22 protein-coding genes and 1 pseudogene are annotated in these 23032 nt (G+C 56.6%); 11 read left to right on the top strand and 12 right to left on the bottom strand.

What is annotated here, in order from left to right:
• Nucleotides 1–171 precede the first annotated feature (171 nt).
• On the bottom strand, nucleotides 172–855 hold the full coding sequence (locus KHC28_RS01375; RefSeq protein ID WP_214006546.1) for an SOS response-associated peptidase: 684 nt from the start codon (nucleotides 853–855) through the stop codon (nucleotides 172–174).
• 216 nt (nucleotides 856–1071) lie between these two features.
• On the opposite strand from KHC28_RS01375, the gene KHC28_RS01370 reads away from it, so the two are divergent.
• From KHC28_RS01370 to KHC28_RS01350, 5 genes are all read left to right on the top strand, one after another.
• Entirely contained in the window at nucleotides 1072–1383 is a 312-nt protein-coding gene (locus tag KHC28_RS01370; protein ID WP_214006573.1) for a hypothetical protein, read from the top strand.
• A gap of 62 nt (nucleotides 1384–1445) precedes the next feature.
• Nucleotides 1446–2120 carry an HAD family hydrolase gene (locus tag KHC28_RS01365; RefSeq protein WP_214006545.1) on the top strand — a complete coding sequence of 225 codons (675 nt, stop codon included), beginning with the start codon at nucleotides 1446–1448 and terminating at the stop codon, nucleotides 2118–2120.
• A 406-nt stretch (nucleotides 2121–2526) separates the two neighbouring features.
• The gene (locus KHC28_RS01360) at nucleotides 2527–3003 is read left to right on the top strand and encodes a hypothetical protein (RefSeq protein ID WP_214006544.1); all 477 of its coding nucleotides are present in this window, start codon (nucleotides 2527–2529) and stop codon (nucleotides 3001–3003) included.
• Between the two features lie 405 nt (nucleotides 3004–3408).
• A complete protein-coding gene (locus KHC28_RS01355) occupies nucleotides 3409–4194 on the top strand; it encodes a type II secretion system protein (RefSeq protein ID WP_214006543.1) in 786 nt (261 codons plus the stop codon).
• Nucleotides 4166–5017 carry a type II secretion system protein gene (locus KHC28_RS01350; protein ID WP_214006542.1) on the top strand — a complete coding sequence of 284 codons (852 nt, stop codon included), beginning with the start codon at nucleotides 4166–4168 and terminating at the stop codon, nucleotides 5015–5017. The genes KHC28_RS01355 and KHC28_RS01350 overlap by 29 nt, the downstream gene beginning before the upstream one ends.
• Before the next feature lie 38 nt (nucleotides 5018–5055).
• On the opposite strand, the gene KHC28_RS01345 is transcribed toward KHC28_RS01350, so the two are convergent.
• Nucleotides 5056–5298: a hypothetical protein gene (locus KHC28_RS01345; RefSeq protein ID WP_214006541.1), complete on the bottom strand. Its 243-nt coding sequence runs from the start codon at nucleotides 5296–5298 to the stop codon at nucleotides 5056–5058.
• Between the two features lie 110 nt (nucleotides 5299–5408).
• Here KHC28_RS01345 and KHC28_RS01340 point away from each other — a divergent pair.
• Nucleotides 5409–6520: pseudogene (locus KHC28_RS01340) on the top strand (IS3 family transposase).
• A gap of 457 nt (nucleotides 6521–6977) precedes the next feature.
• On the opposite strand, the gene KHC28_RS01335 reads toward KHC28_RS01340, so the two are convergent.
• Complete coding sequence (locus tag KHC28_RS01335) at nucleotides 6978–7532, bottom strand: tyrosine-type recombinase/integrase (protein WP_214006540.1); 555 nt, start codon at nucleotides 7530–7532, stop codon at nucleotides 6978–6980.
• Nucleotides 7533–7736: 204 nt separating this feature from the next.
• Between KHC28_RS01335 and KHC28_RS01330 the strand changes: the two genes are divergently transcribed.
• Genes KHC28_RS01330 through KHC28_RS01320 form a run of 3 tightly spaced genes read left to right on the top strand, consistent with a single transcriptional unit; the run spans nucleotide 7737 to nucleotide 8938 of the window.
• A complete protein-coding gene (locus KHC28_RS01330; RefSeq protein ID WP_214006539.1) occupies nucleotides 7737–7961 on the top strand; it encodes a hypothetical protein in 225 nt (74 codons plus the stop codon).
• 5 nt (nucleotides 7962–7966) lie between these two features.
• Nucleotides 7967–8677, top strand: a complete 711-nt coding sequence (locus tag KHC28_RS01325; protein WP_214006538.1) for a hypothetical protein — start codon at nucleotides 7967–7969, stop codon at nucleotides 8675–8677.
• Between the two features lie 15 nt (nucleotides 8678–8692).
• Entirely contained in the window at nucleotides 8693–8938 is a 246-nt protein-coding gene (locus KHC28_RS01320) for a hypothetical protein (protein ID WP_214006537.1), read from the top strand.
• 24 nt (nucleotides 8939–8962) lie between these two features.
• Here KHC28_RS01320 and KHC28_RS01315 read toward each other — a convergent pair whose 3' ends face one another.
• Both KHC28_RS01315 and KHC28_RS01310 read right to left on the bottom strand, forming a co-directional pair.
• Nucleotides 8963–10120 (bottom strand): hypothetical protein, encoded by a 1158-nt coding sequence (locus KHC28_RS01315; RefSeq protein WP_214006536.1) that lies wholly within the window; start codon nucleotides 10118–10120, stop codon nucleotides 8963–8965.
• 156 nt (nucleotides 10121–10276) lie between these two features.
• Nucleotides 10277–11275: a DUF4268 domain-containing protein gene (locus KHC28_RS01310; RefSeq protein ID WP_214006535.1), complete on the bottom strand. Its 999-nt coding sequence runs from the start codon at nucleotides 11273–11275 to the stop codon at nucleotides 10277–10279.
• A 129-nt stretch (nucleotides 11276–11404) separates the two neighbouring features.
• On the opposite strand from KHC28_RS01310, the gene KHC28_RS01305 reads away from it, so the two are divergent.
• On the top strand, nucleotides 11405–12307 hold the full coding sequence (locus KHC28_RS01305) for a hypothetical protein (RefSeq protein WP_214006534.1): 903 nt from the start codon (nucleotides 11405–11407) through the stop codon (nucleotides 12305–12307).
• On the opposite strand, the gene KHC28_RS01300 is transcribed toward KHC28_RS01305, so the two are convergent.
• A complete protein-coding gene (locus KHC28_RS01300) occupies nucleotides 12283–13557 on the bottom strand; it encodes a DUF4238 domain-containing protein (protein WP_214006533.1) in 1275 nt (424 codons plus the stop codon). The two genes, KHC28_RS01305 and KHC28_RS01300, sit on opposite strands and share 25 nt — an antisense overlap.
• Nucleotides 13558–13621: 64 nt before the next feature.
• Entirely contained in the window at nucleotides 13622–14452 is an 831-nt protein-coding gene (locus KHC28_RS01295) for an Abi family protein (protein ID WP_214006532.1), read from the bottom strand.
• A gap of 268 nt (nucleotides 14453–14720) precedes the next feature.
• On the opposite strand from KHC28_RS01295, the gene KHC28_RS01290 reads away from it, so the two are divergent.
• On the top strand, nucleotides 14721–15224 hold the full coding sequence (locus KHC28_RS01290; protein ID WP_214006531.1) for a hypothetical protein: 504 nt from the start codon (nucleotides 14721–14723) through the stop codon (nucleotides 15222–15224).
• Nucleotides 15225–15263: 39 nt separating this feature from the next.
• Here the strand turns inward: KHC28_RS01290 and KHC28_RS01285 are convergent, their stop codons facing one another.
• From KHC28_RS01285 to KHC28_RS01265, 5 genes are all read right to left on the bottom strand, one after another.
• Nucleotides 15264–16241 carry a tyrosine-type recombinase/integrase gene (locus KHC28_RS01285; protein WP_214006530.1) on the bottom strand — a complete coding sequence of 326 codons (978 nt, stop codon included), beginning with the start codon at nucleotides 16239–16241 and terminating at the stop codon, nucleotides 15264–15266.
• Nucleotides 16238–16621 carry a hypothetical protein gene (locus KHC28_RS01280; protein WP_214006529.1) on the bottom strand — a complete coding sequence of 128 codons (384 nt, stop codon included), beginning with the start codon at nucleotides 16619–16621 and terminating at the stop codon, nucleotides 16238–16240. The genes KHC28_RS01285 and KHC28_RS01280 overlap by 4 nt, the downstream gene beginning before the upstream one ends.
• A gap of 274 nt (nucleotides 16622–16895) precedes the next feature.
• The gene (locus KHC28_RS01275) at nucleotides 16896–18407 is read right to left on the bottom strand and encodes a hypothetical protein (protein ID WP_214006528.1); all 1512 of its coding nucleotides are present in this window, start codon (nucleotides 18405–18407) and stop codon (nucleotides 16896–16898) included.
• A 711-nt stretch (nucleotides 18408–19118) separates the two neighbouring features.
• Nucleotides 19119–21236: an ATP-binding protein gene (locus KHC28_RS01270; RefSeq protein ID WP_214006527.1), complete on the bottom strand. Its 2118-nt coding sequence runs from the start codon at nucleotides 21234–21236 to the stop codon at nucleotides 19119–19121.
• A 219-nt stretch (nucleotides 21237–21455) separates the two neighbouring features.
• On the bottom strand, nucleotides 21456–23032 hold a 1577-nt coding region (locus KHC28_RS01265; protein WP_214006526.1), incomplete at its 5' end, for a YaaC family protein.

Genomic DNA, 23032 nt, shown 5'->3' with positions numbered 1-23032 from the left:
ACGGGAGCGCAAAGCGCGAATGGATCGGGCAGGAGCAGGACACGGCGCGCCGCCGGCGGGCATAAGGTCCCGTCCATGCTTTCGGGGCACCTATCGAACAGGAGGAACGCAGGCCCTACCGCACCCGGCGACCTGAAAGAGCAGGAAGAGGAAGGACGACGCGGAATCCGCCTAGAGCGGATTGAGCGGCGCGATCAGGCCGGGATGGTCCTTGCCGCCACGGGTGGCGTTCACCTCTCGGCTGACGCGATGGAATTGCAGCTCGCCGTCAAGGTCATGGGCGAGGATCGGCTTCAGCTCACCCGTGGGCGTGGAGGGGTCGAGCCAGGCATCGTACCAGGCCGGATCGAGGATGACGGGCTGGCGGTCGTGCAACCGGGTCATCGGCTCGGAAGCGGGCTCGGTGATGATGGTGCAACTCGTGACACCGAGGCGGTCATTATGGGCCCACAGGCCCGCGAAGGAGAAGGGCGCGTTACCGGGCAACTGGATATGCCAAGGGTCCTTGCCGCCGTCGTCCGGGTTCTTCGTCCACTCGTAAAAGCCATCGGCGGGGATCAGGCAGCGCTTAGCTTTGAAGGCGTCGCGGAAGGCAGGCGACGTATCCACCGTCTCAATGCGGGCATTGAACATGGCTGCCTTCGGCAGCTCCTTGGCCCAATGCGGCACCAGCCACCAGCGGCCTTCACGCAAGCGCTGCGCGCCATTCTCGCCGGCGGTGACGAAAGGCACGTCCTGTGTGGGGGCGATGTTGTAGCGCGGCGCGTCGTTGCGGCCCTTTTCCCAATCGAGAGTGAGGCGGTAAAGGGCGTGGATCTCCGCCCAAGTCAGGTAGCGTGTGAAGCGCCCGCACATGGAGCCAGCATGCGAGGGATTACGCCCTATTGCAAACCACGGCCGGCGCTTCATCCTCGGTGGGTACGGCGCCTCGCGCTATCGGGTTGACGAGAACCCAGCGTTCCCCAGCATCGGAGCAAATGGAAAGCACCGTGGGCCCGGTGGCGGCTCCTCACTGCCCTGCCTTCGGAACAATATCAGAGTGCCAGCTATTGCTACCTAAAGGGAGACACCATGACCGTCGACCGGCTGCGCCATGATATCGATAGCGGCAAGACTCGAGACAAAGTTGCTTTTCCCGATCCGGCAGCCGCGCCTCTCGGCACCGATGACGAAGCAGCGGGCACGCCCGCGTCGCCCGAGCGGATTGCCTACGCGGAACAACAGATCGAACGGTCAAAAGGTGACGCGCCAGGGGCCCCCGATGAACGCTCCAGGCGTTATGACGGGGTCCTGCATCAAACGGCTGGCTTTCCGCTTGTGGGTGTCGTTTCGGCTCTAGCAGCAGCGGCAGGCGTGGTGATCGCCGTCTTGCTCTGGATATGATTCTTGCCTGCCCTCCTAAACCGCAGCTCGCCATTCGGCGACCAGCTTAATCCGGGATCTCAATGCGCCAGGACACTGCATTCCTTTTCGACCTCGATGGAACGCTGGTAGATAGCGTCTATCAGCACGTCGCCGCGTGGAAGGAAGCGCTTGACGCAGAAGGGATCGAACTTTCCGTCTGGCGCATTCATCGAAAGATCGGGATGAGCGGGGGGCTCTTCGCCGACCAGCTGCTGCGCGAGACGGGCTTCAGCATCGACGCGGATAGTAACGAACGCCTGCGGCAACGCCATGCTGCCGCTTACAGCCGACTGAGCGCGACCGTCACGCCACTCCCCGGCGCGCGGGAACTGCTGGCCGCCCTTACCGACGGCGGCATCGCCTGGGCTATCGCCACGAGCGGGCGCATGGAGACCGCTGCCAGCAATCTCGCGGCGCTTGGTGTTGATCCGGAGCGCGTCCCGGTCGTCACGCGGGACCTGGTGAAATACGCAAAGCCGGACCCTGACCTCTTTCTTGCTGCAGCCGCCCGGCTCAATGTTCCGATTGAGAACACTGTCGTGGTGGGCGACAGCATCTGGGACATGCTCGCGGCGCAGCGATGCCGCGCTTTGGGGATCGGTGTGCTTTCCGGTGGCTACGGCGTGGCTGAACTGCGGGATGCCGGGGCCTATCGGGTTTTCGAAGATCCGCACGAGTTGAAGCAGCATTTGGACGAGGTTGGCGGTCGCCGGTAGCGGCTCCGGTCAGCTTCGCCGAACGCGATCGGCGTGTCGCAGCACATCGGATTTTAGTGCAATGCGCCTTTGCTGCGAGGGCGTAAGAACGTCAGTAAATGGCCACGCAACGATTCGCGGTGAGCCTAGTGAGATGACGATCTGGGCCGAGCAGTGCCTTCTCGCTGCATATCCCACGCACAACGCACAATATACTAGTCTACAATGTCGGCCACTGAGGATCATACCAGCCAAAAACTATTCATCAAAGCTTAACACAAATTATTAATCACTACTGTACTGCACCTATGTTGCTAACACATAGGACGTATTATGAATACATCTTCTCCCGAACAGCCCAACGATCCAATGAAGGGCAAGCCTTCAAATACACGGGTAGAATGGTGGCGAGATGGAGTGCTCCATCGTGAGGACGGGCCTGCTGTCACTCACCCTGACGGAACCATGGAATGGTGGAGATCCGGAAAGCGGCACCGCGAGGACGGGCCGGCGATCGAAAGGGCGTCGGGTCGCAAAGTATGGTTTCGAGACGGTGTATGCCATCGGAACGACGGCCCCGCGGTACTGCGAGCAGACGGAACCGAGGACTGGTATCGCAACGGCCAACTCCACCGTGATGGCGGCCCTGCGGTACAAGCGCCTGATGGAAGCGCAGAATGGTACCGCGACGGCCAGCTCCACCGAGAAGATGGGCCTGCCATTGAACTGGCAGACGGAAGCCGGGACTGGATCAGGGAAGGACAACTCCATCGCAACGACGGCCCTGCGATCGAACGACCCAATGGGCATAAAGAATGGCGTCGCCGCGGCGTTCTCCATCGGGATGACGGACCGGCAATTGAATACCCGGACGGAAGCAAGAGCTGGTATGTCAATGGCGTGATTCATCGAGAGGATGCCCCCGCATTAATAGGGACGGATGGAACCAAGGCTTGGTACCGCAACGGCCAGCTTCACCGGGAGGATGGGCCAGCCGTTGAATGGGCTAATGGCAGCAAAGAATGGTGGGTGGACGGCGAACAGGTGGTCGAGCCGGCAATAGGGATTGCACCGTCCACTAAAATCGATGCCTCTAATGCGACGCTGGAGGAGAACAACGCTAGAGCACCGTCAACATCCCCCGGCCGCAAATGAAGCGCGTGAACACAACGGACTAAAAATTATCATACGCCGACCTATGGACCAGCGATGTAAATGTTGGCGAGCTTAGATTTAATTAGTTCATATGATTACAATCGACATTAACAATAGATAGATTTTTAACTCAAACTGTGTATGATTTTTGTACATGAAACGCGGTTTTTCACTGGTAGAACTAAGTATTGTTCTGGTTATTCTCGGCCTACTTACCGGCGGAATATTGGCCGGACAAAGCCTGATAAGGGCCGCCGAGCTGCGTGCCGTCACAACAGAGTATCAACGATGGGTAACGTCGACTCAAACGTTTCGTGACAAGTATTTGGCTGTACCAGGAGACTTTCGCGACGCTACACGGTTCTGGGGGCGTCAGACGAGTTCGGCAGATTGTATCAGCAATTCCGGAAGTGCTGTGAATACCACAACGGGTGTTTGCGATGGCAATGGTAATGGCCTCGTAGCGCAGCATACCGCTCCGGCAAGCTCTCCAAATGAGTTCTTTCAATTCTGGAGGCAACTAGCCTCTGCCGGGCTTATAGAAGGTGCATATAATGGAATTTCCGGCGCTTCGGGAGTGTTAAAGTCCGACGAGAACAATGCTCCCCGCTCTCGAATTGGCAATGGGTTCTGGTTTTCTGCATTACGAGATAATCTAGATCCAACAGAAACTAGCTTATTCTTTAATACAGATCACGGCAACACACTACAGATAGGTGCATTGTCAAGCAATGGCTCACCTGTAAACGGATTGTTTTTTCCAGAAGAGGTCTGGAATATCGACTTGAAACTGGATGATGGTAAGCCGGGGCGAGGTCGGGTATTGGCGATACGCTATTCAGAATGTACATCAGCTATATCAAACACAAATTTTGATGCAGAATACCTATTATTAACGAAAAGTAAAATCTGTGCTATTGAATTTTCTAAAGCGTTTTGATTTTGCGAAATTATATTTTATGAAACACGGCTTTTCACTTGTTGAGCTGAGTATAGTTCTCGTCATCCTTGGCCTGCTGACAGGGGGTATTCTGGCTGGGCAGTCCTTGATTCGTGCTGCAGAGGTCAGGTCAATCAGCACAGACATCTCACGCTATCATACCGCAGTCATGACATTCCAAGACCGCTACCTAGGTATCCCGGGAGACATCACGCATGCCACGAAATTCTGGGGAGCGGCGGATGGCGGCGACGGACTTGGCTCTGACTGCTTCGACGTGGTCGGAGTCGGTACTGCAACTTGCAACGGGGATGGTGATGGAATGCTAGGTGGGAGTACAATCCCTCAGTTTAGCGAGCGTCATCGGTTCTGGCGGCACTTAGCGAACGCGAATCTCATTGAGGGCACCTATTCAGGTGTGGCAGGCCCTGTCGGCCCGGGAGATGTCGTCCTAGGCGTTAATGCACCGTACTCCCGAATCCCGAACGCGGGATATGCCGTTGGCTATGAAACGGTGAGTAATTCCGCCAATAGTTTTCCGAATATTGTTGTAAACGCGAATGTTCTGACGTTCGGTCGAGACGATCCCTCGATGACTTTCTATCCCGTGTATGGAGCTATCAACCCTGTCGAGCTATGGGGAATTGACAATAAACTGGACGACGGAAAACCAGCATCGGGTCGTATCTACACTCACAAAAAAAGCTCACCTATCACGCCAAACTGCACAACGACTGATGATCGGACGTCAGAATACAACGTAGCCGAGACCAGCGCCTTATGCAGCTTCCGTCTACTTCTTAGTGGCACCGTCCGTTTATGAACCATTTGCGATTCCAAGCTGGGAAGCTGACTTCGTCGTCAATGCCCCTGTCTGAGCCACAGATGCGTGATACGGCGCACAATGAGCACGTCTTCGGGTTCAATCTTGCCCCAAATTTTGGGCGACCATGCTTGGATGACGCTGACGCTGGCGGAATGTAGTCGCTGTATCAGCTCCGCCAGCCGCTCGCCATCGATGCGCACGTGGCGCATCCCGAAATCGAGCAGGATGGTATGGTCATCGACATAATCGACGGCGACGAGCTGCGGATAGGACAGCATCGTGCCTTGCAGCACGCCGGAGCGGGCATCGAAGGTGACGCAGATGGACGTTGACGTTGCCCCCTGAAGCGCCCTCGGTTTGAATTGGACTCCGTTGGAAGGAGACGGAGATGAAGAAGAGCCGGTTCAGCGAAGAGCAGATCATCGCAGTCCTGAAGGAGCATCAGGCGGGGGTCGCGGTGGCGGATATCTGCCGCAAGCACGGGATCAGCGACGCCACCTTCTACAATTGGCGCAGTCGCTATGGCGGGATGGAGGTGTCCGACGCCCGTCGGCTGAAGGCGTTGGACGACGAGAACCGCAAGCTCAAGAAGCTGCTGGCGGAGTCGATGCTCGACGTCGCGACGCTGCGCGAGGCGCTCGGAAAAAACTTCTGAAGCCCGGGTCGCGGAGAGCATTCGTGACCTGGGCCATCGAAGAGAAGAGCTACTCGCAGCGCCGGGCGTGCGGCCTGATCGGGCTCGATCCGAAGACTTATCGCTATGCCTCCCGGCGCACCGACGACGTGATGATCCGGGCGCGCCTGAAGACCCTGGCGGGTCAACGGCGGCGGTTCGGCTACAGGCGCCTGCACATCCTGCTGCGGCGGGACGGCGTCGAGCTGAACCATAAGAAGCTGTTCCGGCTCTATCGTGAAGAGCGACTGACGGTGCGACGGCGTGGCGGGCGCAAGCGCGCGCTCGGAACGCGGGCGCCGATGGCCCTGCCGCAGGGGCCGAACCAGCGCTGGAGCCTCGACTTTGTCGCGGACCAGCTCGTCGATGGCCGGCGCTTCCGCGTGCTGGTCATCGTCGACGACTTTACGCGAGAGTGCCTGGCGCTCGTCGTCGACACCTCGCTCTCCGGCCAGCGGGTCGCCCGCGAACTCTATGCTCTCATCGCCCTTCGCGGCCGGCCGCTCATGGTCGTCAGCGACAACGGCACCGAGCTGACATCGCGGGCAATCCTGCAATGGCAGGAGGATAGCTAGGTCGAGTGGCACTACATTGCGCCAGGCAAGCCGATGCAGAACGGGTTCGTCGAGAGCCTGAATGGTCGCTTCCGGGACGAATGTCTCAACGAGCACATGTTCCGTAACCTGCCGACCGCTCGCAGGCTTATCGAAGAATGGAGGATGGACTACAATGCCCACCGGCCGCACACGAGCCTTGGCGGCCTCACCCCCAACGAGTTTGCAACCCGGTCCAGAACGGACCACATCGAGAACAGAGTCCAGTTATGAACGAGGGCAAATAGGGGGCAACGTCAACGAACATCGACACAGAGCACCCACGCTGCACGAGAAGCCCTATATGTCGCCCAATAATTCTATCTCTGCCAGCGCCGCCTCTTTGCCGATGAACTCCACGGCCGCTTTAAGGAATAGCCGCGCGACTAGCCTATCTGACGGGTCACCTGCTTTGCCCAATGCGGCAAGCATCCCGAGGGCTACGGCTCGTTCGGCCTGTCTTCTGTCCGGCGCTGCATCCATGAACTACCTATCGCTTTCTGTGGGGTTTGCCCTTTGGGGCAGGGTATCTGTCCGGGACGGGGCTTTCTTTCGGCGAGGGAAGCGGTGGGTATGGCGCTCACTTCCGAGTACGAGCAGCGCATGGACCAGCAGCACGGCCGAGGCCATGAGCACACAGAGCAGCCCCACCGGAAGGGTAACAACTCTGCGACTGCAAGGGCGCGGGGCTTCAAAACATCCGCTCGGCTATCTGACGTTCTTCAGCGCCGGAGGCTTCCATATAGATGGCGGTCGTGTCCGGCCGGGCATGGCCGAGCCATTTCTGCGTCATATTGGGGGGAACCCCTTTCACCGCAGCGCGTATCCCGAAGCCATGGCGTAGCCCCTTGGGGCAGGCCTGTATGCCGTCGATCTCGGCATAGCGCATGGCGTGCTTCACCCAGCGATAGGCGGTCGTGCGATGCACGGTCCAGAAGCGCTCAGCGCATTCCGGGACGGGCAGGGCAAGCAGGAGGTCGGTGACAAACAGCGGCACGGGAACGGTGCGGAAATGCAGCCGCCGCCGCTTAAGGGTGCGAAACCGCACCCGGCCCGGCTCGACATGGGCGGGCCCCGTCGCCAGCGCCTCGCTGATGCGGCATCCTGCGAAGACCATCAACATGCAGAACGCATAGCGCTCGGGTGGTTCCGCCGGCATCGATGCCAGAAACCGCACCCGCTCGGCGGGTGTAATGTATTTGCGCCGTCCCTTCTCATCATAGACATGCCATGAGCCTTTTTGCATTGCCGGACTCCGCATCAGAATCCGCAATACTGATGCAGCACGCCGCTCCAAAAATCGTAACATAAAGTAAACCCGTGTATTTATCAAAATAAAACCGGAGCGCGATAAAGCTTTAATAAGTACAAGTTGCAACAAAATTGCGGAAAGTGTTGCATTGAGGGAGAATCGTGACCCGAGAGCAAGGCAGCTTGAGGGCAAAAGACCATGTACGGCATAGCAGCGGAAGGGCAGAGCACGGCCCTTCAACAGAGCCCATCCATCGACGTGCTCTTGGCCTGGGCGCGCGACAATCTCAAACCGAACGGCGCGATCCTCGTCATCGTCAACATGACGACGGGCCAGAGGGCGCTGACGGGAAAAGCCGGGACGGGCTGGTCGCGCAACCGCGACGCGGTCTCCGGCGGCGCCCCCTATGACTATCAGTGGTGACAGCGATGCGGCACCACAGCTCTATTCGCACGCTCGCCGTGCTGCTGCTCGTTGCAGCATGCGGTCAGGGCTCTCTTGCCGCCAGCCCGTCGGAGCAGGCACAGGCACGAAAAGACGCCCTATCCAGCCTCCGGTCGATGAATGCCATATCGCTTGAGGAAACCCGCGAAACCTGCGCGGAAGGCCGTGCGCATATCGTGCGTCAGAAGCAGCTCGCACGCGGCAATGGCTTTCCCGAGGTTTGGGAATGGTGCGCAGCGGCGGTCGATGCTGCGGCCATCCGGACCCTTTCCGCTGGGCTCTATGCGTCGCTAGTGGTGCGGGAACTGGGCATCGGCCACCAGGTCGACAGTGTCGCTACCATTGCCGCCGTGCAGAACGAAAGACCAGGCGTTCTTCTTGCCGCCATCGTCACTTCGGCCGGGCAGGGGGCGGCGGCCTATCGGGGCCTCACGGGAAAATCCTTCGAACTGCGCCCCGAGCTCGCCTATGACGCCGGACATTTCGTCGGGCAGGCGCAGCCACAGAAGATTCCCGCGCTCAGCCCGGACGCAATCCGGGAGGGCATTCGTACCTGCTTCTCCGGCGCTCCCTCTGTCAGCATCACGCTGGACGGACGCACCCTGCCAGCCACCAAGGCCTGCCTGATCGTCGGAGGCAATGTCGGCCGACGCTTCGCCACAGGCTCCACGTCCGCCATACCCGATCAACCTTAGCGAAGGAGCCTATGGATGTCCTGGTACATGGAACCTATCGGAAGCGAGCGCCGCTCAACCTCGACCGAGGGCGCAGGTGATGCCGGCGCAATGCTGTTCGGTGCCGCTTCGGGCGTCCTCACGATGAAGGGGGCGATGCTCGCGGGCGCCGCTGTCGGGGGCCCTTTCGGCGCCACCCTAGCCGGGATCGGCTGGGTCGGGATATCGGCGGCCAAATCGCTATGGATACGCAACGCCTTGAAAGGCACTCCGGCACGCTGAGCGGAGAGCTGCTGGCTCTCGGTCTCAGGGGGCAGTTCCGCGACCGGCGGGCGGTTTGTGGGTGTCGGCCGTCAGGGTTGGGGCAGGCTTCGCACTGGTCGAGAGATCGGCCGTGCGCGAGGAATCCTGGGCGCCCGCGGAGGCGGCGGGTGCTGCCGCCAGCCGAGCCTGTGCTTTCACATCATCGGGCGCGCCAAGCTCGAACGCGGCTCCAAGAGCCTGACCCATGGCCTTCTTGACCTCGGTTGTTACACCCTGAGTAGCTACTTCCGCCTGTCCGGCACTGACACTCGTTGAATCATCGCGCAGGCTCATTCGTGCGGAGGCCTGACCCGCTTTCAAGTCGGTGCGTCGCTCTAACTCCCATGTGCTGCGCTTGTCATCGGGGCCATACAGTTCCTTCACATCCGACCTATCATCTTTGCCCTGTTGCTCGGCCTGGCCAGTGTCCTTGCCCTTCCCGAGCCGTTCCTGCTCACGCAAACTGGCCTGAAGATCGTCCTCGGCCTGCTTCCTGCGCTCCTCGATCTTGCGGCGATCGGCATCGGAGAGCTTGTCGCTGTCGAGCAGCGTGCTGTAACCGCCGATCTGATGGCGCAGACGGTCGGCGTGGATGCCAAGCGCACCGTGGAAGTCGCCCTTATCGCGCAGCTCTTGCTCCTGGCGCTTGAGCTCCATTTCACGCTTCTGGTGCTCGGTCAGGTCGATGCCGTATTTCTGGCCCCAGTCCGACATTTCCTCGGACCGCTCGGAGATCTGGCCGCTGTTCCGCCCCAGAAGCCGCTGTGTTTCAGCGCTCGCCATGCGTAGCGCGGCGCTGCCGGCAGACGCTGCAGTCGCACCCGGCGCTAATATGACTGCGCCAGCGGCGGCGGTCATTGCTGCGGACATCCGTCCACGAAGCTGCATGAGGAACTGGGGCGAGGCCGCCGTTTCGACTTGCCCGCGCAATGCCTTAAGCTGGTTGGCGAACCCGCGAAGATTGCCAAGGCTCGCCTCATCGGCTCCCGCCGAACGCTGCGAGGCCACCATTTCGGCAATGGCGGCAATCTGCGCATCGAGGTCGCGCAGCATGTCGTCTTTTTTCGGCTCAGCGAATGAATCTGGACGCGACCCGGCACCGGGCTCTTTGGAATGAGAACGGGCAAGTGAATGCAACAAAGGGTCGGCAGGCGTCTTCATAAAAAATCGAATGTAATTTCGTTGTACGGACGCATAGTTGAGTGCGGCTATGGCGTCCGTACAATTTATGTATAGAATAATATTATTACAATTATGTTAAGATAACTTTCAACATATCGAAATACAATGATCTCAACACTAGATTAATACGAATCGTCATGCTTCATCGTCCGCTTGACGGAAGCCCGATAATGGCAGGGCTTTGAGGCGCGAGCCGAATGTCCGCCGAAACTTCACCATGTAATCCAGCATCCATGCGTGCTGACGGGGCCATGCAAGTGGGTCAGAAGGGTCCTCGCCGGTCCGGTAGAGGACGATGCGTGTCGCTTTCCGACCATCCAGCCTTTGCCATTCGAGTGTGACGCCTATTTCGCGTTCGATCTCGTCACGCTGTGCATGCAGCGCATCAAAAATGGCCTTGGTGCCGTCGCCGTGATTGTAAAGCTCGACGCCGATGCGCTTGTACCGCTCGACGCTGATTGTAGCGGAGATAACGGATCCTGAACGTCCTGAGGCGAACGAAAACCAGTGGTCCTTGTTCGCGCGCTTGATACGGAATTCGGAACTGTGGGCTTGCAGATATTCGGCGAATGATGACCAGTAAGACATGCGCAACGTGTGGCGCGATGCAATCTCCGCGCTTTCGGCATCGCTAGAGCCGGCGCGGATGCTGCGACTCCAGATGTTGGGCTTTGCAACGACGTTAAACCACGGGGCAGGCTCGGACGCACCGATGCGTAACACCTCCACCTCGACCGCGAAGAAGGTGTAGTCGTCGCCGGAATTGGCATTGAGCCAATCGACGACCGCTCGATGCTCTTCGTTAAACCGTTCGGCGATCCAGATGACGGTGACACGCCCTTGCTGGCCGGCGAGGTAGGTCATGATCTGGCCGAGATGGCCATGGTCTGTACGGCCAAACTGGTTCTCTATGACGACGGTCCCACCGTCCTGATCCCGAGCGAGGATGTCGACGCGATAGCGGCCCACCGCGTCTTCTTGCTTGACGTCCACCAGCTCGTCGAGGCCGAGAATTTCACACAGGAGCGTAAGATTGTCGGGGAGCGCCAGCCATGGTGTGAACCCGCGCGGCTCATTCTCCCAGACATCAGTGACCTTCATGGTGGTCAGCCGACCGAGCGTCGGAAGCGTCATGTTCCCCCCATGCTTTTCTTGTTCAACTTTGCCAGTCTAGCACTGGTACCATTTGCCGCCGCAACTCGTGCCTGCGAGATAGTTAGGTGTGAACCCATAGATTCAGAGAGCAAGGCGAGACCCGCCGGAATGATAGTTTACTCGGACACCGCTCTCACGATTTCAGAAACATTGCAGACCAACGCGATCGTCTGGATCCACTCGCTGCCGGAAGGCGAGATGGGACCAACCCGTCGCATCCTAGAAGACCTTGAAGGCCTCGCTACCGCGGGTGGTTTCCCCGTGTTCGAATATGCGGTTCGAGATGGAAGCGAACTGCGCGAGCTCTTCAGGCAGTTGACGACACGAGCCGAGCAGGGATTGAGACCTGTGCTACATGTCGATGCTCACGGAACAGCCGCCCAGGGCCTCCTTCTTGCACCCAGCGGCGAACGTGTCGGCTGGGCCGAGATCATCGAGGATCTCCGTGCCCTAAACGTTGCGACGGCCAACAATCTGACCTGTATCTTCGCTTTGTGCTTCGGCTTGCATCTCTACAGGCACGTCAGTCTGAGGCAACCGGTTCCGTCCTATCTCTTCTGCGCGCCGCCCGCGGAAATCGGCGTCGGCTTCCTCGAAGCGCAAACGTTGGCTTTCTATCGCGAGATGAACAGAACATCGAACGTCACAGCTGCATTCGAGCAGACCTTGGGCGGCGTCATGCAGTCTTTTCACTGCCAGGGTTTGTTCCTGCAGTCGCTCTTGCGATACATCCGAAGCTACTGCAGCGGGCGCATGCGGCGGGATCGCCTAGAGCATATGGTCACGGCCGTTCTGCAACGCGATGGCGTCGCGAATCCTTCCGGCGAACAACTGAAGCAGGTCCGGCGCCAGATACGTGAAGCTCTGAAACCCGGACAGAACGTGATCGACTTTTTTGCCCCGTCGTTCCTCATCGGGCGAGCCCCCGCCTTCACCTACGCCGATCTCGACCGGATCCTGAAGCGCTCTGTCCGCTCCGGGCGATCTCAACGGCGCTTGGCATCGAGCTGAACGCTGAGCGATCTCAGGCTCGGGTCGCGATGGACCACCCGAAACCAGCCGGATGACGGTTCGCCAAAACGCTCCACCATCGCTTGGCCCATTCCATGCGTAACCTGCCGATCGACATATAGCTCGACCCGCAACATCCCCCTGTCGGCGGCGACCTGAGCGAGCAGATCGACCTGCCTGGTTCGTACCGTCAGGCCTTCGCCGCTCTCGTCGATCTCCTCAATCGCCAGCATGCAGTGATCGAGGGAACCAAAGATGACGAGGTGTGTCCCTGCAGGCATTCCCGGGCGCGGTGGAGGCCCATGCCCCATCTCTCCGAGCTCCGAATGCGTCTCGACGCTCCGCAGGTCCTCGTCCTCCCGCAGAATTTCGCGAGCGAAGTCGAACGCATCGCTGTCGGCATAAAGATAGCTGGCGCTTTGCGAGACCTGGAGACCGTTAAGGTAGCGCACCATGTCGCCTTCGATGGCGATCGGGTCGCCGGACCACAGGCCGTCCCGATAGCGGATCATACTTGCCTTGCTTTCAGGCTCGATATCTGCACTCGCCGCCAGTTCGTAGCGTTGGACAATCGTCGGGCAAAGCAGCGCGACCGTCAGGTCAGGTGAAACCGGCAGCATCACCATGACGCCCGGCGAAGTGAGCCCGATATCCCCATAGGGAAAGGCATTAATGCGACTGACGGGATGATCCGACGAAATGAAGCGATGCTCGCCGGAGCTCCCATAAAGGGCAGGATGAAGGCCAAGCAGGGCTACCGTGTGACGTTGCCGCTCAAGGAATGCCTTGACCGCCCGAAGTCTCACTGCCGCGTCAGAGGGCAAGGCCATGTGGGGGTCGGCATCGGGATCGTAGCCAACCTGGCGCGCAATCTCCCGCAATTGCCCGGCCAGATACTTGGGTGTCGTTCTGCTGAAATGCGTCCGCAGCATCTGGGTCGCGAAGAAATCGGCCAGCGCAATACGATCGTCCGCCGTCATCCAAGCCAGCGAGCGCCGGGAGACGATTTCGGCGACGAGGCGGGCAGAGCGCGCATCGACCTCCCGGAAAAGGTCCTCGAAGTTCCATTTTGTGTCGCCCTGGCTCACCGTATTGAAGTCGTTTTCGGACCCGGCGTTGAGGATCGACGTCAGAAAAGACCGATCGGTTCGCTTTGCAAAAACGTAAATCGTGCGCCTTTCTGGATCGGCGGCAAAGTGCCTAAGCTGGGCCTGGGGAACGAAGTGATGCTTTTTGGAAGGCCGGTCCATAGTTACCTGCAGTGACGAGGCTCATATGCACTGTCGAAAGTGCTGAAGTTTACGCCTGTATGCTTTACCCGTCGTGTCGTTCATTCGGCGGAGTGGTGAGACGATTGAAGGTCGCAGTGAACACAGCAACCTGACTATCCAGCTGCTCACGGTGTGGCAAAACGAATTTTGCAAAATTCGATTCCGGATCGGGTCTGCGCGATTTCATATTATGGGCGACAAATTCGATTGCTCCTCGTATTTGTTCGAGGCGCCGACCATACACTAGCTCATGATGTGCCAGTCTATTTCGGATTTGATAGAGTACTTCGAGATGCTCTGCGATATCGGATCTTTCATATCTCTTATTCGGGAAAACTTTCTTCAATGACCGCTTCCAAAGCGTCGGCTCATACTGTTCCGAGAAGAGCCGCTTCCAGAAAAAAATCGTGAGTTGGGAGACCACCTGTCCACTGGAGACCACGAGCGTCGCTTGGCGTTTCCTGGCGAGCGTGGTGTGTTTGATGTTGGGCGGCACTCCGTTCGGAAACGCTCGCCCGTCCAGAGCCTCCTTCCCGGCATTATCGAGCTTTGAGTATGCCGCGCGGCGTGCCTGTGATTCCGCGTCTTCGATCTTCTTCTTCTCGAGCGCGTGCCAGTGGAGCCCTAAGGGGGGACGCCGCAAAAAGTCGGCTACGCCATAATCGGTCGAGATTTGGTCGCAAACCGCATTCCGAAGGGCTATTTCTATCATGCCCGTGACAGACATGAGCGATGCGGAAAGCATCATGGCCGCCTGGTGCAGCTCGATGGCATCGTCGTCGCTGTGGGTGATCGAACGAAACGTCCCCAAGCGCTCCTCTGAGATAAGCGCCTTGATCGCTTGTATGTCCTGGTCAGTCAGATTCCTTGACATACAGGCTGCCTCCCTTTATATTTTGAATTGAAACGTCGGGACTTAGGTCGGCAGCGCGCTTCGTTCGTGACGGACCCCCGACGCTCTAGAGTGAGGCCACCAATTTGGTGGCCTTATTCGTTTTCAGCAAGTGGTAAATTGATATGGAGCGCCGGAAACCTTCAGGGGTATTCTCAGGCTTCGCAATCATGTCAAGGCGCACCGAATAGAAACCCGTGGACACATGACAGACTCTAATAAAGAGTGAATAGTAATTTGGAGTGATAGCATGGCGAAGCCCCATTCTTTATCTCGCCGCACTCACATTTTGCTCTGTCTTGTCACACCATTTTTATTTATTTCAGCCCTTATAGCATTGATTGCGATCTTCGATTTAGGTCGACTTATTTTTTACGTATCGCTCGGAATAGTAGGCGCGATTATCGCATTTTTATCGCTCATAATATCAATCATAAAGTCGATAATTTCCGTTCCTTCAGTATACGCACAAAATCTACACAGTAACCCATCATGGGCGCCATTCCATCTTGAAGTAATCACAGCTACCGTCTCTGCTATCGCTCTACTGTATTTTTTGTCTAGCGAGTATGTGAAGCTCGGAGAACAAATGAATAAACCGCAGCCTCACATTAGCGGGAGCAGCGACGTTCGAGTACAAGACCTTTTGATGGAGCGGAAAATATGTTTTCTAGCGCAGCAAACAGCTCCAAAACTCGCTGATCAGATTTGCAGCAGCCCCAGTCACAACGCTGATCCGTCACCCTATCGCTGAGTCGCCGGATTACATCTGGCCCGACTACTGATTGCCACTTCAGATGATAATCCTCTCCACCTCGTCGAGGGTTACATCGTCACTGCGACGATCATAAAGCTGCGTGGTAGTGGTGCTCGCATGGTTCGCCATGTCGCGGGCTTTTTCCAACGTCCCCCCATTCTTAAGGTAGGCCGTGATTCCGGTGCCGCGCAGGCTGTGATTGCCAATGATAGCCGAGATCCCAGCTGCAGCAGCGCGCCGGCGCATCATCTGATAAGCACCAGGTTGCGTCATTGCCTTACCTGCTAGTACCCAGGATAAGTCATCGGCTTTCATCCGCCCCGGGCAGCTTGGGAACAGCGCAGCCTTCGGATTTGCCCGCAACCCGCTCGCGTCCAGCCAAGCATGAAGTGCAGCCTCAAGTGTATGATGGCATGGCATCTCATGCACCTTGCCGCCCTTTTCGTGCAGCCGAACCCAGAGCCGATGCCGCTGCATATAGACATCCTCGACCTTCATAGTGATCGCGGCGCCTATGCGCGAGAGCGCGAACAGCATGAGCGAAATCAGCGCTCGATCGCGAAGGCCAATAAGCGTGTCAGTGTCGACAGCATCGAGAAGAACGCGCGCCTCATCGGACTCGAGGATCTGTGTCTTGCCCCTACGTTGTGAGTGCTTTGGAGGGCGAACGGAAAGGGCAGGGTTGGCAGAAAGCACCTGCCCGGTCACTAGCCAGTCGAACAGCCGCCGGATCGCCGCGACATGACGCTTCACCGTCGGCGCGGCATGGCTCTTGGTCAGCAGTTCGACATAGGCGGCGACGTGCAACGTGTGGATCTCGGAAAGCTCGTGCACACCCTGCGCCTGGCACCACTCAAAGAACTGCGACACGTCCTTGCCATAGGCACGGCGAGTGTTCGGATTGCGAATCTGCGCCGTGAAAAATTCGAGGAAGCGGAAGCGGGTGCGCTCGTCGGCAGCACGAACGAGCGCAGGAAGGCGACTACCCGCCGGAATGATCGAGATCGCCGTCATACTTCGCCCTCGCCATGGCCGCCGCTCGACTTTTGGTGGTCACGTGCCAGCCGGAGCAATTGCTCGACCTCTTCCATCGTGCCAGCCTCAACCTCTAAGTCGCCAATTTTCAATCGAACGCGTCGGCCCCAACGCGCCTGCACCCATGCGCCGAGAATGGCCGCGAGTGCCGGCACCCCGACTTGAGCGGCCGTGACGAACAATTCGGGAGAGAGGAATTCCATCGCTCCCTGCGAATGCAGGGATATGGCAATCTGACTATGTGGAACCTGCGCCGCAGCGAGGGCTTGGGAAAGGGCCGCGAGCTCATTCTGGAAATTGTCGTTGTTTGGATGGCCGTCATCAGTGGACCCACGCAGCTCGATTCTGATCCCCTCCATACGCCCTCCAATAACTTTTGATAAAATAGGTTATCATAATCTAATAAAGCTAGCAAGCGATACAGTGATCGCCCCCACGACCACTTCGCTAACGAGCATCGCCCGACTCGGGCAATGAGAATTGATGGGCGCCATTTTAACACGGCGCCCATCTCGGACTTACGTTGAGTTATTCACCGAATAGAGGACGATTATTCATCCGTCCAGCCAGAGCCTGGAACGCCTATTCGCTGTCTCATTGAGACGACTAACCAGTGAAACATGATACTATCCGTCAATCATCAAACTTCGCAGAAATAAGCATAGAATCAGGAAGCACATCAGTGAGAACAACCGGGTTAGGAGTGTATCTTTTAGATTGCTGACTCAGCTTTTCCCAGTAGCTAACGTCCATTATCTTCCATGCAGCGTTTGACATATAATTGTTTAGCGCGCGTCTTAATTCGATAGGTATGTTGTGAGCCACCATACGGCCAATAATCATATCTACAATGAATCCGATTATGGAACCGAGCGGACCAAAATACGATGCCCAAATAGACATAAATGTTATTTGGACATAGAAATCCGCAATAGCAATGGATTGCACAACAGGCTTAAATACTATTGTGCCGTCTCGCAAAACTGGATAAAGCGCGATCTTGATTTCGCAGGGCCCCGGTTGCTGATGCGCCACAAATTCTGAGGCCTTATAGGTTCCGAGTTTACCCAAATCTACTTCTAGATTTCCAGCAAATGTTGTATCGCCGGGAAAACTCATCAATCTTACTAACGTGGCACCTAATGCATCATCAAACCAATTTGCATTATACTTGAAGTCTACCACACCGTGGGCATTCCATTTCAATGTTCCACCTTGAGAAAGATCAACGCGAACCAAAGGAAACGGGCCCTCAACTATCTTTTTCGCTACTAAATTAGGAAAATAGAATCCCGTATCGCCAATACCTCTGCTCCGCCGGCCAAGGGGGACACTAGAGGGATTAGGAGCAGTGGGCCCTCCAATTTCGATCGTTCCCACGTTCCCAAGATCGTTGGATGTCACATTTGTCGATCCCGGCTTATTCTCACCTATACCGTCGCCAACATCCGCACACTCACATACCGAACCGGGCGCACGGGCAATACCTGCACTCGGCACAATCAAAATTGTACTTTGCGCGCCAATGACATGGATATTAAGATTTCCCTTAAGCACAATCCCCGGAAATAAGGATATAAAGCTGATCGCATATGTGTCTCTAAGCATCGATGCAATCATCGTCTGTATCGAACTGTATGCTAACGTTCCCTCGACTCTAACCGCCAAATCTCGATCAACATTTGCATTGTCTAAGATATCATCAAAATTGCCTTCCCGATTGATCGAAGGTATGAATGTCGCCGTAGACGGATTACACACTAGCGTACTTGGTGAAATGTCGATTTTAATCGACATTTCTTTGACGATCATTTCAATTTCACCAAGTTTTACGTCAGCTTGCGTCTGCTCATCCACACAACCGTATTCCACGGTTAGCTTCAATCCTCCAACTGCCGACAGATATACAGTAGTTCCTTGTAAGTGAAACTTATAATCTAAATCCTTAATAGCACCACCAAGTATAGTATTCGCTGATCTAAGAGTAGAATAAAAGTTATCCGAAACAACTTTTATTCTGTTGCCGACCAGTCGACTTATCTGATCCCTTATAGCAACTAGCGATAAGTTTTCAACAGTCTGCTTCCCGACATAGATAGCCGAATTCTCTTTTGCTATTCCCGCTATTTCATGATGCAAAGTCATTTCATGATTCCATTTCTCATATGGACTTGATAATCGGCCTAAGGATTTATCGATAACTCAACACCAAATTTTACGGCGTAAGCTAGATGCATTTTAGTGTAAATCGTTAATAATACGATAACTAAGGCTTCATGTCTTTGATGCGAATATCGATATACTTCGATCAGTATAATCACAGACCGTGTTACACGTCATAGAATATGCGGTCGTCATATTTAAATATCCAGTGAGCTTTGAGGAACATCACGGTGGAGAGCCGTCGATGTTTTACGTGCGTTACCTCATTACTCGCATTCAAGGGCAAAATGACACTTCATCATTGCATTACGCAAGGGCGTTCGATGCAAAGCTGGCTGGGCGGTACATGTCCCACCGGCAAAGACATGCCGCCATGGCGTGCGGCTGAGCGTTATGCCGGGGATGGCGACAGCATGGCGATCGTCCGCCAGCGAATGCTATGGCATGGGCTCCTCCCGTGACTAGACGGAAGGCCCGGTCTTATTTAAAGCTTGCGGTGAAACGGGTACGGAGGAAGTCCGGCTGACCACGCCCTAGCACGCAAATTGATGGGGGCACATTCTGGATGAGAAAGTCAAAGCTCTGGCCGCCGTGACATGTGGCCGGCGAAGTTTACCTGCTGCCCTCTCGGCAGAGTAATTTGGTGGGGCCGACCCCGGTACAGGCTGGCCAAAGAAAGTTCGCCCTCTCAAGCTAAGTGGCCAACACGATGGTAGCCGCAAGGTGGAGCCGCTCCGCCTCACCGTCCGCATCGACTTCGGCGTCGACCTCGTCGAGAGCATCCTCGATCGCATTCTCGGCGCGTGCAGCACCGGGATCGACGTTGGTGATGCCGAGCTTCTGGAAAAAGATGCTGTTCCGCATTTTCGCGTCCGCTAGCAGTTTGGGATACGAGATAATTTCGACAACGGCATCTGGATTGGTCAGGTAACCGACCAGGCCTTGGCCGTCCGGCGTCTCATGGAAGCGATACCCTTCAATCGCCTCGCGCAGCGAATCCGTTATGTCCGCGACGATATAACAATGGAACGTGGCACTCTGCAGCCGCGGAGATAACTGGCGCCCCTTCGAATCCTTAAGTGAAGTGGATGTCTTGAACTTCTTGATATAGCTGATCACCTGCTTAAGTGGATTATCCTCGCCGTTATAATCGTCGCGTGATGGCCTTTTGAATTCAACGAGTACCACAGTATTCGCCGCCTCCTGCTCTCGCCAAGCGAAACATGTATCGTAGAAGAAGGCGACATCGGGTCGATCCAACGATGGATTATCCGTGTATTTCTTGAGCGGGTGATCTGAAGCAAAATGTGCGAAGAACGCGAGGCGATCGTCAATTAACCAGAGATTATGATCACCGATCTCGAGACTAGCCGAGTCGGTCTTCATTGGAACAATTAGCTTATGAACCGCCTCTTCCAGGTAGTGTTTCGTTGTTCCTTCCTGGTACTCGGCATAGCGGTCCAGAATATCGATAACAGACTTTCTTATAAGGACATACTCCGCCAGCACGCCTCGCTGCTGCTCCTGAACGAAAGCCTGATACTGCTCGACCCTCTTTTCTACCTCTTTGGTCAGCGCGGTTCCGGCTTTTGAAACCTCTTCGAGCTTGTTGTTTTCTTGGTTCGTCCGGCGGTAGCGATGCCTGCACATTTCCACATAGACCGCCTCGCGCGAAGTCACGCCGGGGGCAAGCTTGTTGATGAAGCCCTCCATCTCGCCCTGTAGATAGAGGAACTGCGGGTACTCAGCGATGACCTGCTGTACAAGACGACGCTTTTTCTCTTTTAAGCGAGCGACATAGGTGGCGAGGTAAGCCATCACCGAGGCCTGCAACGCCCGGCGGATTTCCCGGCTTTCGCCGGCATCGAAGCTGAACCCGGTGCGCTCCTGATTCACATGTGCATCGAGATGTGGCCCCGATACACATCCGATATAAACGTCGTCACTATCGAGCGCCTTCAGGCCGATCTGGTCATCAATGACGGTCTCTTCAACGGCTCGATCATTCGCCGAGAGGAACAGCCAATTATACGCCTTCTTATTGGCGTCAGGCCGGATCGCTTTAGCCGCGCGTATGTGCCTGATCGTCAGCTCGATGGTCTCACCGTCGGTCAGAAGCACGGGAATAGTCTGCTCGGATGTGTTGCGCACGAGGTCATGGAATGCCGACTTCAGGTCAACGGTATCTACCCCGTCCGCCATCGTGATCGATGGAGCTGCGCCGGCCGCAAAGAGCTGCATGAAATGGCCGATGACCTTCTGACGAAGGGTAACGGCATCCAACGGGCATTTCGTCCCATAGAGGGTGTCGTAGGTCCTGAGAGAAACGCGCGTGCCTGGGCCTGTTGCCGAGGCCCGCGCGCCCGGACGAAGCACGACCTGCTCTGTGTCGCTGAGCACGAAATCGAAGGATCGCACGGCCAACTGGCCCGTAACGTCGACGAAGGTGCTTTCTACGTGAATGTCCTTAAAGACCTTGAGCCAGCCTAGGCGGCCTACACCTTTGCCGCCCCGCTGGAACTTGTGCTGGGAATCAGGCCGCAAGAATGACCTATAATTATCGTCGTTAAGCCCTATGCCGTTATCGGTGATAACGAAGCCTGTGACAGGTGATGACGGATTTGCGTTCTCCTTACGGAGCACCTCGATGAGTACAGTACCGTGATCTTTCGCCTTATCCCTGTGGCGATCGTCGATAGCGTGTAGGCCGTTCGAGATCGCTTCGAACAGCGGCATTAGGGCCGACGTGGCGGAGGGTTTAAGGGGAAGACGCTTAACGCGGCCGATGAGATCTGTTGTCAGTGTCGGCATGGGAAATCCGGCGAACAATGGCCTGAGCGTTTCCCATAGGTGGTAAACTGAGCAGCGTTTCCCGTCCAGCTTTGCATGGCCGTGGAATGTCGACGCTCAAAAGTCAATTGACGCAGAAATGGTATCCCGTGATGCTTTGGCTTTCCGGGCAGGTAGGGTTTATGTCATTGCTAACAGACCGGTTGGGGATGAGTTGACAGTCGATCTGCCGGTTGCTGTTCAAAAAAGCGAGCCCGGCTGCTTCACGTAAATCCTGCTGTCGGTGACGCTCAGCAGGAATTGCTCGGGTAGCACCCTTTCGACCACGGCAAGGAAGGCCTCGATCAGCGCGCGCATATGGTCCAGATCACCTTCCTGCACCCGGCGCCAAACGCTGGGCCGATAACGCACGACTATCGACAACGCATAGAGCACCGTGAAACAAAGTGCCCGGTATTCATTCACGTTTAAAAAAATGGGCTTGATAAGCGCTGTGCGCCCAAGTGGACTGCGGTGGACCTGAAGCGCATTCCACCAGACGTCAAGGCCGGCATGGTCAATTGCGGCGCGAAAACGCCGTGCTCGCCCCTTCGATTCGAGCTTCTTAATTTCACTGATTGGGCCAGGAAATGCAGCGACATCATTGCGTGTCATTCGTCCCGACATGTCGGTAAGGACTGCATAGGTCCGAGTAGGGCGTTCGTGTTGGCGCGAGCTGAAACCGCCCGGGTTCGCGGATGTGTCGTGGCTGGGCAGCAGCCAGCCTGCCGGGCTCTTGAAGATGTCGATGTATAAATCGGCTATCTCGGGAATGCGCGCAAACAGCTCCTCGAGCGTTGCCCAGCTTCCCTCGGGACGGGCGTGCACTTGCTCGGACACCTTGGCTGCATCTTTTGGAAGCCAAGCGGTGTCTTTTCCAAGGAACTGCATCCAATAAGGCATGAACCCCGACCGCTTGGCTCCGACGATGATGTCCTGCAGGTCTGTTGTCGCACCATCGATAGTGTAGAGCCCGTGGCCCTTTTTGGTGACGTCCTCTATTTCGGCAAGCGTCACAGGACCCATCGGCGCGGCGAGCATCTCGGCGAACACGAAAGCCATCGACCCGTAATAGAGATTGAGGATGCGCTGGCTGACATTGCGCGTCTGTGATGCGGTGAAATAGTCGGTCGCGTTGCGCAGCGCGAAGGCGACGCCTTCAGCTTTGTCCTTGAGCACCTCGGATGAAAGCGGCACCCCGGCCCGGACGGCACGGCCCTCGATCATGCCCTGCGCGAGCCGAACGCTATGGAACTGACGAAGCCTCAGCCATACCGCTTCGATCGGCGTTTCCGATAGAAGCACGCGATGATCGTCACCCTCTTCTCCCTCATCGAGTGTTGCAACCGCTTCCTCATCAGGCGCGAACTTGCCTTCGGATGTCTCGCGGTTCCACTGTACAAGGATCACCGGAAATTCATCGGCCGGGCGAACGGGCGCTGTGATGCCTTGGGTGAACGATTGGAGATGGTAGGGCGCACCGTTGAACATGATCAGATCTACCTCTGCCTGGAGGGCTTGGTAGACCTTGTTGTCGGTTGCCGAGGAATAGAGCAGCGCAAAAGTCAGGCGTTTACCCCCACGCTCGGCCGACATGACGATATACTCGCCGGGCTTCACTTCACGGTCGACTGCTGCCTTCCACCCATGCATTCGCAACGGCGCAAGTATCTTCTGTTCGGCATCCCGTTTGAGAATGTCGAGTCTCAGTTGCCATCCATCGTCCATCCGGACATGGTGGCTGAAACAGCCAAAAAGTCCACGGAATTGGTTTTTTT

It is taken from the genome of Ancylobacter sonchi (genome assembly GCF_018390695.1).
In the GTDB taxonomy this organism is placed as follows: Bacteria; Pseudomonadota; Alphaproteobacteria; order Rhizobiales; family Xanthobacteraceae; genus Ancylobacter; species Ancylobacter sonchi.
The sequence above is the reverse complement of the archived record's forward strand: the minus strand, read 5'-3'. Positions and strand labels throughout refer to the sequence as shown.